The sequence below is a fragment of the Bradyrhizobium sp. 61 genome (assembly GCF_023073075.1).
Taxonomy (GTDB): domain Bacteria; phylum Pseudomonadota; class Alphaproteobacteria; order Rhizobiales; family Xanthobacteraceae; genus Bradyrhizobium; species Bradyrhizobium barranii.
Window position 1 is genome coordinate 57,079 of record NZ_JADPIU010000010.1, and the last position, 14,145, is coordinate 71,223.

The window sequence follows — 14,145 nt, forward strand, 5'->3', positions numbered from 1 at the left end:
AACTATCGTTTGAAGGCCGGAGAAAGTCAATCCGCAATCGAGACTCGTTCGCAACGCGCGAGCCGGTTCCGAGGCGTCCGCAAGCATTCGCGCTTGCGGGGCGCGTGCGGCGGGAGGACAGTCCGGCGCAAAACAGGTTTGCAAAGAGAGACCGAGGAGCGTCCCATGGATTTCGATCTGTCCCCCAAGCAGAAGGAATGGCTCGACCGCGTGCAGTCGTTCATGACCAAGCACGTGCGTCCGGCGGTGCCGATCTATAACGAGCAGGACCACAGCGGCGAGCGCTGGAAGGTGATCCCGGTTCTGGAGGACCTCAAGAAGAAGGCGAAGGCCGAAGGCCTCTGGAACATGTTCATGCCGCCGAACGAGCATGAGGACGACGAATTCCGCGGCGCGGGATTGACCAATCTCGAATACGCGCTGCTGTCGGAGCAGATGGGCCACATCTCCTGGGCTTCGGAAGTGTTCAACTGTTCGGCGCCCGACACCGGCAACATGGAAGTGTTCATGCGCTACGGCTCCAAGGAGCAGAAGCGCAAATGGCTGCGTCCGCTGATGGACGGCGAAATCCGCTCGGCGTTCCTGATGACGGAACCGGCGGTCGCCTCGTCCGACGCCACCAACATCGAGACCAGCATCGAGAAGGATGGCGATCACTACGTCATCAACGGTCGCAAATGGTGGTCGTCCGGTGTCGGAGATCCCCGCTGCAAGATCGCGATCCTGATGGGCAAGACCGATTTCAAGGCGGCCAAGCATCAGCAGCAGTCGCAGATCCTGGTTCCGCTCGACACTCCCGGCATCAAGGTCGAGAAGATGCTGCCGGTGTTCGGCTTCGACGATGCGCCGCACGGCCACGCCCAGGTGCTGCTCGAGAACGTGCGCGTGCCGAAGGAGAACATCCTGCTCGGCGAAGGCCGCGGCTTCGAGATCGCGCAGGGCCGCCTCGGTCCCGGCCGCATCCATCACTGCATGCGCACCATCGGCAAGGCCGAGGAGGCGCTGGAGAAGATGGTGAAGCGTCTGATGTCGCGCACCGCCTTCGGCAAGAAGATCGTCGAGCACAGCGTGTGGGAGCAGCGCATCGGCGAGGCCCGCACCAACATCGAGATGACGCGTCTTCTCTGCCTCAAGGCCGCTGACATGATGGACAAGGTCGGCAACAAGACCGCGCAGGCCGAGATCGCCATGATCAAGGTCGCAGCCCCCAACATGGCGCTGAAGATCATCGACGAGGCGATCCAGGCCTTTGGCGGCGCGGGCGTGTCGGACGAGGCGGGGCTTGCCAAGGACTACGCCGGCATCCGCACGCTGCGGCTCGCCGACGGTCCGGACGAGGTGCACAATCGCGCCATTGCAAGGCTCGAAGTTCGGAAGTATGCCAATTCTCCCAAGCATTAAGAGGGAGAGCCCTGCGGCGCTCCCGACTTGAAAAAGACGACAGGGCTGATCCGCATTCGGTGACCGCTTGACGCAAGTGCGTCAGCGGTTACCGATTAGGATCATGTTCGGACTGAAGAGGGAGCGTCATCGTGGCTGACGGCGTCAGGAAAGACGAAGAATTCTCGGGCACCAAGCCGGTCGAGGAGCGTCATCGCTTCGACGAGATGCGGCTCGAAGCCTGGATGCGCGACAACGTCGAAGGCTATGAGGGCCCGCTGGTCGTCCTCCAGTTCAAGGGCGGCCAGTCCAATCCGACCTACCGGCTCAACACGCCGAACCGCTCATATGTGATGCGCCGAAAGCCGTTCGGCAAATTGCTGCCGTCGGCGCACGCGGTCGATCGCGAATATCGCGTCATCGCAGCCCTTGGAAAGCAGGGTTTTCCGGTGGCGCGCGCCTACGCGCTGTGCCAGGACGACAGCATCATCGGCGCGGCCTTCTACATCATGTCGATGGAGGACGGCCGGGTGTTCTGGGATCCGACGCTGCCGAGCCAGACGCCGGAGGACCGCCGCAAGATATTCACCAGCAAGATCGAGACGCTGGCAAAACTCCACATGTACGATCCCGTAGCGATCGGCCTCGGCGAGTTCGGCAAGCCCGGCAACTATTTTGCGCGGCAGATCGACCGCTGGACCAAACAGTACCGGGCGTCCGAGACGCAGCACATTCCGGAGTTCGAGAAGGTCGCCGAATGGCTGCCCAAGACCGTGCCGGAGCAGGCGCGCGTCTCGATCGTCCACGGCGACTATCGCCTCGACAACATGATTTTCCACGCGACGGAACCGCGCGTGCAGGCCGTGCTCGATTGGGAGCTGTCGACGCTCGGCGATCCCATGGCCGACTTCACCTATCTCCTGATGCAGTGGATCATGCCGGGCCTGGACGGCGCCGACCTCAAGGCGCTCAACATCCCGAGCGTGGAGGAGGCCGCGCAGATCTATTGCAACGTCACCAAGATGACGGTGCCCGATCTCAACTGGTATTTTGCTTACAACCTGTTCCGCCTCGCCGGCATCACCCAAGGCATCGCCGGCCGCGTTCGCGACGGCACCGCGGCCAATGCCAAGGCGCTGGAGTCAGCCAAGCGCACCGTGCCGCTGTCGAAGGCGTCGTGGGAGTACGCGCAGAAGGCGGGCGCGGTTTAGACCCACAAAGGCGCGGCTGATGGCCGCGCCTTTTCGCTTTGTGGTTCGCCGTCTCCACACTTTCGGTGTCATTGCCCGCGAAAGCGGGCAATCCAGTATCCCAGAGACAGCGCGTGGACGCAGAGGAGCCGCGGCGTACTGGATGCGCCGGTCAAGCCGGGGCATGACACCGCTGTCGTAGCGACATCAGTGAAAGAACGGCCAGCCACATGATCGATCACGCCACCCTCATCACCTACATCCTCGTCGTACTCGGTTTTGTCTTCATTCCCGGGCCTGCGACGCTGCTCACCATGGCACGGGCGGTTAGCTCGGGAACGAAGGTCGGCATCGCGACCGGTGCGGGGATTGCGGCCGGTGATTTGATCCACACTTCGATGGCGATCGTCGGCTTATCGGCGATCATCGCGACCTCCGCGCTGATGTTCAGCATCGTCAAATATGCGGGCGCGGCGTTCCTGATCTATCTCGGCATTCGCGCGATGCTCGACAAGGCGCCGGTCGAGCTGAACGGCGGCGCGCCCGCGATCGGCGCGGGCCGGGCCTTCCGGCAGGCCGTGCTGACCGAAGTGCTCAATCCCAAGACCGCGCTGTTCTTCCTTGCGTTCCTGCCGCAATTCGTGAGGCCGGAGCACGGTTCGATCGCACTTCAGCTTGCGATCCTCGGCATCGTCTTCGTGCTGCTGGGTCTCGTCAGCACCGTGGTGTTCGCCGTCGGGGCCGGTCGTCTGGGCAATCTCCTGCGCCGCCATCCGGCCGTGGTGAAATGGCAGGGCAAGGTGGTCGGGACCATCTACTGCGCTGTCGGCGTGCGGCTGGCGTTGCAGGAGCGATGAGGAACGCGTGCTCCCGTAGCCCGGGTGAGCGCAGCGACACCCGGGACGGCGGTCCCGCATGTTGCTAACGCTCATGCGGGCTACGCTCTGAACGGTTGCGGCGATGAACGCCATCAATGTCGACATCCTGCGCTCGCTGTTCATGCCGTTCTTCTTCGACACGACGGCGTCGAGCGCCGCTCTGATGGTGATTGGCCTGCTACCGGGCGCGAATGGTGAACCTCGGTCCGATGTAGTAGCCGCCGTATCCGCGATCGTAATAGCCGGGACCGGCGTAGTAGTTGTAGCCCCTGCCGGGGAAGTAGCTGGGGTCGTCAAAGTAGCGCAGGACATAGCGTCCCCGGGTCCGCCAGCAGCGTCCATAATACTCGTTGCAGATCAGACCGACTTGGTCGACGTCGGAGATTTCGGCAGAGCCGATCGTCGTTGCGTTGAGCGGCGCGGCGGGAGCGGCGGCCGCAACCAGCGCGGCCCCGAGTGCGCCCAGTGCGATGGCCTTCATGGAGTTCTCCCTTCGGTTAGGCGAGAGTCTGGAGCCTAGCAGAAGGGAGCCTTGCCTGTCGGGCAAATCAGCTCCCGCAGGGTGGGCAAAGGCGCATCATTGTCCGCCATTTGCACGGCGCAACAGAAGTGGCGGGTTACGCTGCGCTAAGCTAACCCACCCTACGGGTCAGCCCTTCACACAATGCGCGATCAACCTTTCCACGAAGCCTGCGCATTTCTCCAGCTCCGCCATCGCCACGAACTCGTCGGGCGTATGCGCTTGCGCGATCGCGCCGGGGCCGATCACCACCGACGGGATATCCGCCATGCTGGCGAACAGGCTCGCCTCGGTGCCGAAGGCGACCTTGGCGTGGTCGTTGCGGCCGGCGAGGCTTTTTGCCAGTGTGACGATGGCGGCGTCGGCCGCCGTGTCGAGCGCGGGATAATCAAGGATCTCCTCGAAATCGATGCCGCACTCCGGATGTCTCGCCTTCATCTCCGGCTCGAGCTCGGCCTTGGCCCAGGCGACGATCGCATCCGTCACCTCGCGCGACTCGGTGATGCCGATGCCGCGGCATTCGAAATCCACAGTGCAGGTATCGGGCACGATGTTCAGCGCGGCGCCGCCATGCACGATGCTGGTGAGCAGCGTCGTATGCGGAACGTCGTAGAGGCTGTCATTCGATCGCGCGGCCGCAAGCTTCACGGCACGGCGACGGATTTCGGTGATCAGCTCGGCCGCGTATTCGATCGCGTTGACGCCGTCGGGCGCGATCGAGGAGTGGCGGGCGAGACCACGGAATGTCGCGCGCACGCCGTGCTTGCCCTTGTGGCCGATGATGACCTTCATCTCGGTCGGCTCGCCGATGAAGGCGCCGAGCGGTTTGATCTTCTTCTTCGCGACCTCGCGCAGCATCGGCCGCACGCCGACGCAGCCGATCTCCTCGTCATAGGAGATGGCGAGATGGATCGGCGTCGTCAGCTTCGCTTCCAGCATCTCCGGCACCATGGCGAGGCACACCGCGACAAAACCCTTCATGTCGGTGGTGCCGCGGCCATAGAGCTTGCCGTCGCGCTCGACCAGCTTGAACGGATCATGGCTCCAGTCCTGGCCCACGACCGGCACGACGTCGGTGTGGCCCGACAGCACGAGGCCTGGACGGTCCTCCGGTCCGATGGTGACCCAGAGCGAGGCCTTCTGGCCGGTGTCGTCGACGATGCGCTCGCCCTTGACACCGAGGAAAGCAAGATAGCTCTCGATATGGGCAATCAAGGGCAGATTGGTGCGGTCGCTGACGGTGTCGAAGCCGACGAGGTCGGCGAGGAGGTTGCGAATGCGATCGGGTCGTGAACTCGGGAAAATCGGGTTGGGCATTGTCTCGTTCATGAGATGGAGGATGGCTTCGCCGCCTGCACGAAACATACCAACGGAGTGGCGGTTCGGGCAAATCGGATCGCGAAGGGTGCTTTCGCTGAACCTCAGCCGAGCGCGGAGAGATCTTTCGGCAGCATTCGCTTGAACAACTCGAGCGTACGCCGCGCCTCCGCCGGCGGCAAGGCGATGGCGTGACGAACCGCGGCGGCGATCTGGATCATCGCCAGTTGCGAGAAGGAGGTGAGGGCGGCGGCGGGCTGTTTCGGCGCGACGCGCTTGAGCGCCTCGCGCAAGAGGCCGGCGAGAAAGGCCACATCCTCCTCGTCGATCTTCTGCAAGCTTCGGTCGGCCTGCGTCGCCTGCCAGATGTGATGCATCACAGGATGCTCGCGGAACATCTGGTCATAGCCGTCGGTGATGCGGCACAGCGCCGCGTGCAGGTCGGACAGCTTCTTCATCTCGGCGAGGTCGCGCTGGACGCATTCGCGGCCGATGACATTGCATCGCTCGGCAAGCGTCCCGATCACCGTGCTCTTGTCCGGAAAATATTGATAGAGCGAGCCGAACGCGATGCCGGTGCGCTCGACGATGTCGCTCATCCGGAAGGCATCGCTGCCTTTCTCGGTGAGGATCTCGGCCGCAGCCGTCAGGATGCGATCGAAACGCTCCCGGCTTCGCTCCTGCGTCGGCACCAGCGGCGTGCGTCGCGCGGCCGCGTGCGTCGTCTTGTCCGTCCTGCTTTTCCGTTCCGGCATCCCGATTCCCGCCATCCGCGCTTGACGTCACAAATAAGAGAGTTTATCGCATTTATCAAATGCGAGAGTTTATCGTATTATAGGGAGCTGCGGCATGTGGCAGGGTTTCACGACCGGATTGCTCTGGTTTTCGGCGATCGGCTGCGGCCTCATGGCCGGAATCTATTTCGCCTTCTCGACCTTCATCATGACCGCGCTCGGCCGGCTCGACCAGGCCGCCGGCATCGCGGCGATGAACGCGATCAATGTCGACATCGTGCGCTCGTTGTTCATGCCGCTGTTTCTCGGCACGACGGTGGCAGGCGCGGCGCTGGTGGTGATGGGTACGTTGCGCGCCAGCGAGCCGGGGGCAGTGGGCATGATCGCCGGCGGCGGCCTCTATGTCATCGGCATGTTCGTGGTGACGATGGTGTTCAACGTCCCGCTCAACAACGCGCTCGCCGCGTTGCAGCCGTCCGCGCCGGAGGCTGGCGCGGTGTGGGCGGCGTATCTGAAGGACTGGACGTTCTGGAACCACGTGCGGACGGTTGCGTCGGTGGTCGCGAGCGGGTTGTTTGTCGCAGCGCTGGCTTCGTAGGCCAAATCGGCATCGTAGCCCGGATGGAGCGAAGCGAAATCCGGGGCCACAATGTCCGGGGGGCGCAAACCCCGGATTACGCTTCGCTCCATCCGGGCTACAAGATCTCCAGTCTACAAGACCTTGCGTTGCCCGTCGGGCAAAACACTCAAACTCTCGGTCAATGTGTACTCGCGAAAATATGCCGCTTTACCGAAATTCGGAAACGGCGTATCTGTCGCCGCAACCCGGCCCAAGGAAGAGGGGCGTATCGCGATCGTCACGAACGCGGGCCGGGCGGCGGTGGACGCAGGTCACATCGGCACGAAAAGCTTCGCAGGGCGGGCGACCGTGAGCGAAGACCTCGCGCCAACGACAGATGTGATCGGCGTACGGCCAAATCGTGTCGTCCTGGCGCCCGGGGTCTGTGCGCCAAGTCTTGCGGTGATGTGGCAGCCCGACCGGGCATGCGCATCAGTCATCCGCAACGGCGACGGGGGCAATAGTGCATCGCTCCCCGGGGAGAGCACGACATAAGCCGTTCCAACCACTGCGCAGGGAAGGCCGGGATGCTCCGGTTGCCCTGTTACCGGCTGTGCATTGTAGCGCAAACTACTCATGGCATAGCGGACAATGGGAGCCAGCCGGCTCCCGGTCTTCCCTGCGCCCTCTTTCAATGGGGGTGAGGCATTGCCGCAAAGCTCGGGCGAAACGCGCCGCGAGGATGCGAAGGTGTGTCTGCGATGAAGATGCGAATGATGAAGCGGCCGTGTCACCCCACACTCCGTCATTGCGAGGAGCTCTTGCGACGAAGCAATCCAGACTGCCTCCGCGGAGGGATTCTGGATTGCTTCGCTGCGCTCGCAATGACGATGTTCATGCAGGTGCGAGGCACAAGCTCACTCTCGTGCCCCGGACGCAGCGCAGCACGAAGTGATGCGCTGCAGAGCCGGGGCCCATGTGACAGCGAGTGCCGTGGCCTGCTGGGTCCCGGCTCTGCGCCGCACCGCTACGCGCTGCGTCGCATCCGGGACACGAGACTGCGCGTGCTAAACCGGCTTGCCCGTATACGGCATCGACGCGGTGAGACCACCATCCACCGGGAACGCCTGGCCGTTGACATACGACGCCTCGTCGCTGGCCAGGAACAGCCCCATCGCCGCGAGCTCGTGCGGCTGGCCGGGGCGCTTCAGCGGATTGAGCTGGCCGATCTTGTCTTGGGTGCCGCGCTCCTTGGCGCGGTCGAAGATCGGTTTGGTCATGCCGGTCTCGATCAGGCCCGGGCAGACCGCGTTGATGCGGACGCCCGTGCCGGTGAGCGAATACGCCGTGGTCTGCACCAGGCTGATCACGCCGGCCTTGCTCGCCGCATAGGGATGCCCGCTGGCGCCGGCCTTGAGGCCCGCGACGGACGCCGTGAGCACGATCGCGCCGGACTGCTGCTTCACCATGTGCGGCATCGCATGTTTCACCGCGAGGAACGGGCCGATCAGGTTGATGCGCAGCACCTCCTGCCACTGTTCCACGGTCTGCTCGCCGAGCGGCACGAGCCCGCCGGAAACGCCGGCATTGGCCCAGATCACGTCGAGCCGGCCGTGCGTCTTCACCGCCTTGTCGATGACGGCCATGACGTCCTTTTCGGAGCCCGCATCCGCCACCATGGCTTCCGCGACACCGCCGGCCTTCTTCACCTCGTCGACGGTCTCCTTCACCGCCTCGGTGCGATCGACCGCGATCAGCTTGGCGCCTTCCTGGGTGAAGAGGAGTGCGGCGGCGCGGCCGATGCCGCTGCCGGCGCCGGTGATGATGACGGATTTGCCTTGCAGACGGCCCATGCGTTTCTCCCTTTGGTATGCCGCGCGACGCTTGCCGCGCAACGGAATTTCAAACAAGATTTCAAACGGTAAAGTGTCTTGAGACACGTTCACACCTGACGTACAGCGACATCACACGGGATGGAAGAGTTTCGATGACAGGCACAGACAAGCCCAAAGTGGTCACGACGCGGTGGTGGTGGGTCCGTCATGCGCCGGTGCGCAATGACGGCGGCAACATTTACGGCCAGAGCGATCTCGCCTGCGACACCAGCGACACCTACGTGTTCAACGCTGTTGCCAAGGTGCTGCCACGCAAGGCGGTCTGGTATTCGAGCAATCTGATGCGCACCCACCAGACCGCGGAAGCGATCTGGGCGGCCGGCTTCCCAAGGCCCGCATCGATGAAATGGGAAGCAGACCTGGCCGAACAGAATCTCGGCCGCTGGCAGGGCATGAACCGCGCCCAGTTCATCGCCAGCCGCCCCGTCGGCTCGAGCTGGTTCGCCGATATCAACGAGCCGGCGCCCGGCGGTGAAAGCTTCATGGATCTCTACAACCGCACGCGCCACACCGTCGAGCGGATCAACAACGAGGCGGCCGGGCAGGATGTGATTGCGGTTGCGCATGGCGGCACCATCAAGGCGGCGATCGGCCTCGCACTCGACGGCCAGGTAGAGCGGGCACTGTCGTTCGACATCGACAACTGCTCGATCACGCGGCTCGATTATTTCTCAAGCCCCGAACGCTCGGTCTGGCGACTGCCGATGGTCAACCAGCAGCCGTGGATCGCTGATGACGCGCACGCCGAGATGCATCAGCTGGCGGGGCCGGAAGTCAAGAAGCTCGCCTGACGCCATTGTCCGCTCGTGCAGACGGGGCGTAAGCTTCAAGCCAATCAAAACGCACTCTGGGAGAGAAACATGACCTTGTTCGACATGAAGGGGAAAGTCGCCGTCATCACGGGATCGACGCGCGGCATCGGGCTTGCGATCGCCGAGCGCATGGCCGAGCACGGCGCCAAGGTCGTGATCTCCTCGCGCAAGGCCGACGTCTGCGATGAGGTTGCGAAGGGCATCAACGACAAGTTCGGCAAGGGCACGGCGGTCGCGATCGCCGCCAACATCTCGTCGAAGGAGAATCTGCAAAACCTCATCGACGAGAGCAACCGCGCCTTCGGCAAGATCGACGTGCTGGTCTGCAACGCCGCGTCGAACCCGTACTACGGTCCGCTCGCCGGCATCTCCGACGATCAGTTCAGGAAGATTCTCGACAACAACATCGTCGCCAACAACTGGCTGATCTCGATGGTGGTGCCGCAGATGATCGAGCGCAAGGACGGCTCGGTCATCATCGTCTCCTCGATCGGCGGCCTGAAGGGCTCGACCATCCTCGGCGCCTACGCGATTTCGAAAGCCGCCGACATGCAGCTCGCGCGCAACCTCGCCTGCGAGTACGGCAAGCACAACATCCGCGTGAACTGCATCGCGCCTGGCCTGATCAAGACCGATTTTGCCAAGGCACTGTGGGACAATCCGGAGAATTTGAAGGCCTCGACCTCGCGCTCGCCGCTGCTCCGCATCGGCATCCCCGACGAGATCGCCGGCGCCGCCGTGTTCCTGGGATCGAAGGCCGGCGACTTCATGACCGGCCAGACCATGGTGATCGACGGCGGCGCGACGATCAGTTGAGGTTGGTCTCGTGTCCCGGACGCGGTGCGGCACGCAGTGCCGCTCCGCAGAGCCGGGACCCAGAAGGCCAAGAGCGAGATCGTTGAGGCATGGGCCCCGGCTCTGCGACGCACCGCTACGCGCTGCATCGCGTCCGGGGCACGAGAGCGGACCTCAATCCACCGCCGCGTAAACCAGATCCCGCACCAGCGTCCGCGTGTGGTCGCGCTGCCCCGGGCCCTGGCTCATGAACACCGTGAACAGATCCTCCTTCGGATCGACCCAGAAGAACGTCCCCGCAATGCCGCTCCAGAAATACTGACCGACGCTGCCGGGGAACGGCGCGATGCCGGCCTCGCGGCGCACGGCAAAGCCGAGGCCGAAGCCGTGGCCCGGCGACAGCAGTGTGCCGTTGGTCACGACGTGCGGTCCGAGGTGATCGGATGCCATCAGCTCCAGCGTCTTGCGGCCGATGATCCTGTTGCCGTCGAGTGTGCCGCCGTTGCGCAGCATCAGCGCGAAGCGGGCATAGTCCATCGTAGTCGAGACCAGGCCGCCGCCGCCGGACTCCATCACCGGCTGCTCGAGCATGTTGAACAGCGCGACATTGTCGCCGGTCCAGGGATCGGCTTCGAAAGGTTGGGCGAGCCTGCTGGCATTGGCTTCGCTGGTGGAGAAGGCAGTTTCAGTCATCTGCAGCGGGGCGAGGATGCGCTCGGTGAGGAACGCGCCGAGCGATTTGCCGCTGACAACCTCGATGATGCGGCCGAGGATGTCGGTGGAGCGGCTGTAGTTGAACTCGTCGCCGGGATGGCAGACCAGCGGGAAGCTTGCCACCAGCGCGGCATGCTCGGCATTGGTGATCTTGCGGCTGCGGACGCGGGACTCCTGGTAGAGCTTGTGCACGGGGCCGTCGCCCTGGTGCTCATAAGTGAGACCAGAGGTGTGGCGGAGCAGGTCCTGCACCGTCATCGGCCGCCGGGGCGGAACCAGTTCCAGCTTGCCGCCGCTGACCACGCCGACCTTCTGCTCCGCGAACTCCGGAATGAACTTGGCGACGGGATCGGCGAGGAGCAAATGGCCATCCTCGACCAGCGTCATGATGCCGACCGAGACGATCGGCTTGGTCATCGAGAAGATCCGGAAGATCGAATCAAGCGCCATCGGCGCGGACCCCGCCGCGCTCTGCTTGCCGAGCGCCTCGAACCAGCCGATCTGGCCGCGCCGGGCGACCAGCACGGTCACCCCGGGGATGGTTCCCTTGTCGATCTCGCGCTTGAAGGCGTCCGACATCGCCTGGAGGCGAGGGCGCGACAGGCCCAGCGTTTCCGGCCTGGCCTCGGGCAAAGGCGGGGTTTTCGGCGCGGTGGTAGCTTGGGCGGCGGCTGTGGCAGTCATGTTCACTCCCGGGGGCACATTATTATCGGGAATGAACTGTGGCCCAGAAGGCGCGGCACAAACAAGCGAAGCCAGCGCGCTTCACCCTTGCAAACCAGCCGTCCCCTGTGCTTGAAAGCGCCCCTGATCCGCGTGGCGACGCGAGGGTCCGTAGGAGTGTAGCTCAATTGGTAGAGCACCGGTCTCCAAAACCGGGGGTCGCAGGTTCGAGCCCTGCCACTCCTGCCAGCTAATCCCAGACAATCAGGATCGACAGGCAGGACGGCGGCGGGCCGACAAGCTCGGACCGTGGATCATGCGGACCGGGTAAGCCCTTGATCCGGATCGGGTCCGCTGGCCTCGGCCGCGCGTGTCCCGGCCAGCCCACATCTTGACCTTTGGCCTCATCCGCAGTATCTACCCCGCACTCGCAGCCGGCCCGTTAAACGCGGATTTCCGGCGCGGCTTTGAAATCCCCGAACAATCGAGCCCGGTTTCCCGGCTCATCCTTCGAGACAGAGGGCTGGGCCAACGGCGGCTGTTCGGATCCCTGAAATTCATTCGCGTCTGTCGACGGACGTTGGACATCAAACGATGGCAGTCAGCCCGTTCAAGTTTTTGCAGGAAGTGCGCTCGGAGACCGCCAAGGTCACCTGGCCGACCCGTCGTGAGACCACGATCACCACCATCATGGTGTTCGTGATGGTCGCCGTGGCCTCGATATTCTTCTTCGCCGCCGACCAGATCATCCGTTACCTCATCACCTTCCTTTTGGGCATTCACTGATGGCAACAGCCGCTGCAACCCAATCGACCGACAAGCGCTGGTACATCGTCCACGCCTACTCGAACTTCGAGAAGAAGGTCGCCGAATCGATCCGCGAGCAGGCCAAGCAGCGCGGGCTCGAGGAACTGTTCGAGCTGGTGCTGGTTCCGACCGAGAAGGTCACGGAAGTGCGCCGCGGCCGCAAGATCGACGCCGAGCGCAAGTTCTTCCCGGGCTACGTGCTGGTGAAGATGAAGCTGACCGACGAGGCGTTCCATCTGATCAAGAACACCCCGAAGGTCACGGGCTTCCTCGGCGCCGAGAACAAGCCGATGCCGATCTCGGAAGCCGAGGCCATGCGCATCCTGCACCAGGTGCAGGAGGGCGTGGAACGGCCGAAGGCGTCGGTGTCGTTCGAGATCGGCGAGAACGTGCGCGTGGCCGATGGCCCGTTCGCCTCGTTCTCGGGTGTGGTCGAGGAAATCGACGAGGCGCGCTCGCGCGTGAAGGTCGCGGTGTCGATCTTCGGCCGCGCCACGCCGGTCGAACTGGAATTCGGTCAGGTCGAGAAGGTCTGATCGATTGAGGCGTGAGGCTTCGGTCTCACGCTAGCAAGAGGCCGTGGGAGGGAGAGGGCGGTTGCCAGCCGCATCCGACCCAGACCACGAACCTGAAACCGCTGGCCCTGCCGGCACAACAGGAGTGATACATGGCAAAGAAAGTGACCGGATACCTGAAGCTTCAGGTCCCGGCCGGTGCGGCGAATCCTTCGCCCCCGATCGGTCCCGCGCTTGGTCAGCGCGGTCTCAACATCATGGAGTTCTGCAAGGCGTTCAACGCCCAGACCCAGAAGGAAGAGAAGAACACCCCGATTCCCGTCGTGATCACGATCTACGCCGATCGTTCGTTCACGTTCGAGATGAAGACGCCCCCGATGTCCTTCTTCCTCAAGCAGGCCGCCAAGATCCAGTCCGGCTCGAAGGCGCCGGGCCGCGACAAGGCCGGCAAGGTGACCAAGGCGCAGGTGCGCGAGATCGCCGAGAAGAAGATGAAGGATCTCAATTGCGATTCCATCGAGTCGGCCATGAAGATGGTCGAGGGCTCTGCCCGTTCGATGGGTCTGGAAGTGGCGGGGTAAGCGGTCATGGCAATCGGAAAGCGTTTGAACAAAGCCCGCGAAGGTGTTGACCGCGAAAAGCTTTACCCGCTCGCGGACGCCATCAAGATGGTCAAGGAACGCGCCAAGGCGAAGTTCGACGAGACCATCGAGGTCGCGATCAATCTCGGCGTCGATCCGCGTCACGCCGACCAGATGGTCCGCGGCGTCGTGACCCTGCCGAACGGCACCGGTCGTACGCTCCGCGTCGGCGTGTTCGCCCGCGGCGCCAAGGCTGACGAAGCCAAGGCTGCTGGTGCCGACGTCGTCGGCGCCGAAGACCTGGTCGAGAAGGTGCAGAACGGCTCGATCGATTTCGACCGCTGCATCGCCACCCCCGACATGATGCCGCTGGTCGGCCGTCTCGGTAAGGTGCTCGGCCCGCGCGGCCTGATGCCGAACCCGAAGATCGGCACCGTGACCATGGACGTCACCGGTGCGGTGAAGGGTGCCAAGGGCGGCTCGGTCGAGTTCCGCGTCGAGAAGGCCGGCATTTTGCAGGCTGGCGTCGGCAAGGCCTCGTTCTCCGAGGAGAAGCTGGTCGAGAACATCAAGGCCCTGGCCGATGCTGTCTCGAAGGCGAAGCCGGCTGGCTCCAAGGGCACTTACATCCAGCGCGTTGCGGTGTCCTCGACGATGGGCCCCGGCGTGAAGGTCGAGCCGGGCACCATTCTCGGTTAAGGCTTGCCTCAGCTGAGGTTTGGAAATTGCATGAGGCGAGGGGCGGAATTGGGCAACCGATTCCGCCCCTCGTCGTTTGTGGCTGT

15 protein-coding genes and 1 tRNA gene are annotated in these 14,145 nt (G+C 63.7%); 11 read left to right on the forward strand and 5 right to left on the reverse strand.

Translation table 11 applies throughout. The annotated features are described in order from the left end of the window. Nucleotides 1–165 precede the first annotated feature (165 nt). The 3 genes from IVB46_RS04315 to IVB46_RS04325 all read left to right on the forward strand — a co-directional run bounded on the left by IVB46_RS04315 (nt 166) and on the right by IVB46_RS04325 (nt 3,427). Nucleotides 166–1,401 (forward strand): acyl-CoA dehydrogenase family protein, encoded by a 1,236-nt coding sequence (locus tag IVB46_RS04315; protein WP_063982561.1) that lies wholly within the window; start codon nt 166–168, stop codon nt 1,399–1,401. A gap of 131 nt (nt 1,402–1,532) precedes the next feature. Further along, nucleotides 1,533–2,591: a phosphotransferase family protein gene (locus tag IVB46_RS04320; protein WP_247307454.1), complete on the forward strand. Its 1,059-nt coding sequence runs from the start codon at nt 1,533–1,535 to the stop codon at nt 2,589–2,591. A 209-nt stretch (nt 2,592–2,800) separates the two neighbouring features. Further along, complete coding sequence (locus IVB46_RS04325; protein WP_247307452.1) at nt 2,801–3,427, forward strand: LysE family translocator; 627 nt, start codon at nt 2,801–2,803, stop codon at nt 3,425–3,427. 199 nt (nt 3,428–3,626) lie between these two features. Here IVB46_RS04325 and IVB46_RS04330 read toward each other — a convergent pair whose 3' ends face one another. The 3 genes from IVB46_RS04330 to IVB46_RS04340 form a co-directional block, all read right to left on the reverse strand. Further along, on the reverse strand, nt 3,627–3,929 hold the full coding sequence (locus IVB46_RS04330) for a hypothetical protein (RefSeq protein ID WP_247342148.1): 303 nt from the start codon (nt 3,927–3,929) through the stop codon (nt 3,627–3,629). Nucleotides 3,930–4,097: 168 nt separating this feature from the next. Beyond that, on the reverse strand, nt 4,098–5,285 hold the full coding sequence (gene argE / locus IVB46_RS04335; RefSeq protein WP_247307449.1) for an acetylornithine deacetylase: 1,188 nt from the start codon (nt 5,283–5,285) through the stop codon (nt 4,098–4,100). A 104-nt stretch (nt 5,286–5,389) separates the two neighbouring features. Next, nucleotides 5,390–6,040 (reverse strand): TetR/AcrR family transcriptional regulator, encoded by a 651-nt coding sequence (locus tag IVB46_RS04340; RefSeq protein ID WP_063982565.1) that lies wholly within the window; start codon nt 6,038–6,040, stop codon nt 5,390–5,392. A gap of 94 nt (nt 6,041–6,134) precedes the next feature. On the opposite strand from IVB46_RS04340, the gene IVB46_RS04345 reads away from it, so the two are divergent. Next, nucleotides 6,135–6,617: an anthrone oxygenase family protein gene (locus tag IVB46_RS04345; RefSeq protein ID WP_166342292.1), complete on the forward strand. Its 483-nt coding sequence runs from the start codon at nt 6,135–6,137 to the stop codon at nt 6,615–6,617. Between the two features lie 1,028 nt (nt 6,618–7,645). On the opposite strand, the gene IVB46_RS04350 is transcribed toward IVB46_RS04345, so the two are convergent. Next, the gene (locus IVB46_RS04350; protein WP_247307446.1) at nt 7,646–8,431 is read right to left on the reverse strand and encodes an SDR family oxidoreductase; all 786 of its coding nucleotides are present in this window, start codon (nt 8,429–8,431) and stop codon (nt 7,646–7,648) included. 134 nt (nt 8,432–8,565) lie between these two features. Here IVB46_RS04350 and IVB46_RS04355 point away from each other — a divergent pair, with 134 nt between their 5' ends. Beyond that, nucleotides 8,566–9,264: a histidine phosphatase family protein gene (locus IVB46_RS04355; protein ID WP_247307443.1), complete on the forward strand. Its 699-nt coding sequence runs from the start codon at nt 8,566–8,568 to the stop codon at nt 9,262–9,264. Nucleotides 9,265–9,333: 69 nt separating this feature from the next. Then, the gene (locus IVB46_RS04360) at nt 9,334–10,101 is read left to right on the forward strand and encodes an SDR family oxidoreductase (protein ID WP_247307440.1); all 768 of its coding nucleotides are present in this window, start codon (nt 9,334–9,336) and stop codon (nt 10,099–10,101) included. 153 nt (nt 10,102–10,254) lie between these two features. On the opposite strand, the gene IVB46_RS04365 is transcribed toward IVB46_RS04360, so the two are convergent. Continuing rightward, nucleotides 10,255–11,478, reverse strand: a complete 1,224-nt coding sequence (locus tag IVB46_RS04365) for a serine hydrolase domain-containing protein (RefSeq protein WP_247307437.1) — start codon at nt 11,476–11,478, stop codon at nt 10,255–10,257. A 152-nt stretch (nt 11,479–11,630) separates the two neighbouring features. On the opposite strand from IVB46_RS04365, the gene IVB46_RS04370 reads away from it, so the two are divergent. The 5 genes from IVB46_RS04370 (at nt 11,631) to rplA (ending at nt 14,059) form a co-directional block, all read left to right on the forward strand. Continuing rightward, nucleotides 11,631–11,706 (forward strand) — tRNA-Trp (locus IVB46_RS04370). A 345-nt stretch (nt 11,707–12,051) separates the two neighbouring features. Further along, nucleotides 12,052–12,243, forward strand: coding sequence for a preprotein translocase subunit SecE (gene secE, locus IVB46_RS04375; protein ID WP_007611620.1), 192 nt, complete (start codon nt 12,052–12,054; stop codon nt 12,241–12,243). Beyond that, complete coding sequence (gene nusG / locus IVB46_RS04380) at nt 12,243–12,800, forward strand: transcription termination/antitermination protein NusG (protein ID WP_063982569.1); 558 nt, start codon at nt 12,243–12,245, stop codon at nt 12,798–12,800. The genes secE and nusG overlap by 1 nt, the downstream gene beginning before the upstream one ends. Nucleotides 12,801–12,931: 131 nt before the next feature. Beyond that, nucleotides 12,932–13,360, forward strand: coding sequence for a 50S ribosomal protein L11 (rplK, locus tag IVB46_RS04385; RefSeq protein ID WP_006611824.1), 429 nt, complete (start codon nt 12,932–12,934; stop codon nt 13,358–13,360). A 6-nt stretch (nt 13,361–13,366) separates the two neighbouring features. Further along, complete coding sequence (gene rplA, locus IVB46_RS04390) at nt 13,367–14,059, forward strand: 50S ribosomal protein L1 (protein ID WP_014494487.1); 693 nt, start codon at nt 13,367–13,369, stop codon at nt 14,057–14,059. Nucleotides 14,060–14,145: the final 86 nt, after the last annotated feature.

What these genes read in the sequence shown, in the direction of transcription:
- IVB46_RS04360 (WP_247307440.1), top strand. Translation starts at nt 9,334, where the DNA reads ATGACCTTGTTCGACATGAAGGGGAAAGTCGCCGTCATCACGGGATCG.
- rplA (WP_014494487.1), top strand. Translation starts at nt 13,367, where the DNA reads ATGGCAATCGGAAAGCGTTTGAACAAAGCCCGCGAAGGTGTTGACCGC.
- IVB46_RS04345 (WP_166342292.1), top strand. Translation starts at nt 6,135, where the DNA reads ATGTGGCAGGGTTTCACGACCGGATTGCTCTGGTTTTCGGCGATCGGC.
- rplK (WP_006611824.1), top strand. Translation starts at nt 12,932, where the DNA reads ATGGCAAAGAAAGTGACCGGATACCTGAAGCTTCAGGTCCCGGCCGGT.
- IVB46_RS04365 (WP_247307437.1), bottom strand. Translation starts at nt 11,478, where the DNA reads ATGACTGCCACAGCCGCCGCCCAAGCTACCACCGCGCCGAAAACCCCG.
- nusG (WP_063982569.1), top strand. Translation starts at nt 12,243, where the DNA reads ATGGCAACAGCCGCTGCAACCCAATCGACCGACAAGCGCTGGTACATC.
- IVB46_RS04315 (WP_063982561.1), top strand. Translation starts at nt 166, where the DNA reads ATGGATTTCGATCTGTCCCCCAAGCAGAAGGAATGGCTCGACCGCGTG.
- IVB46_RS04355 (WP_247307443.1), top strand. Translation starts at nt 8,566, where the DNA reads ATGACAGGCACAGACAAGCCCAAAGTGGTCACGACGCGGTGGTGGTGG.
- IVB46_RS04340 (WP_063982565.1), bottom strand. Translation starts at nt 6,040, where the DNA reads ATGCCGGAACGGAAAAGCAGGACGGACAAGACGACGCACGCGGCCGCG.
- IVB46_RS04325 (WP_247307452.1), top strand. Translation starts at nt 2,801, where the DNA reads ATGATCGATCACGCCACCCTCATCACCTACATCCTCGTCGTACTCGGT.
- secE (WP_007611620.1), top strand. Translation starts at nt 12,052, where the DNA reads ATGGCAGTCAGCCCGTTCAAGTTTTTGCAGGAAGTGCGCTCGGAGACC.
- argE (WP_247307449.1), bottom strand. Translation starts at nt 5,285, where the DNA reads ATGCCCAACCCGATTTTCCCGAGTTCACGACCCGATCGCATTCGCAAC.
- IVB46_RS04350 (WP_247307446.1), bottom strand. Translation starts at nt 8,431, where the DNA reads ATGGGCCGTCTGCAAGGCAAATCCGTCATCATCACCGGCGCCGGCAGC.
- IVB46_RS04330 (WP_247342148.1), bottom strand. Translation starts at nt 3,929, where the DNA reads ATGAAGGCCATCGCACTGGGCGCACTCGGGGCCGCGCTGGTTGCGGCC.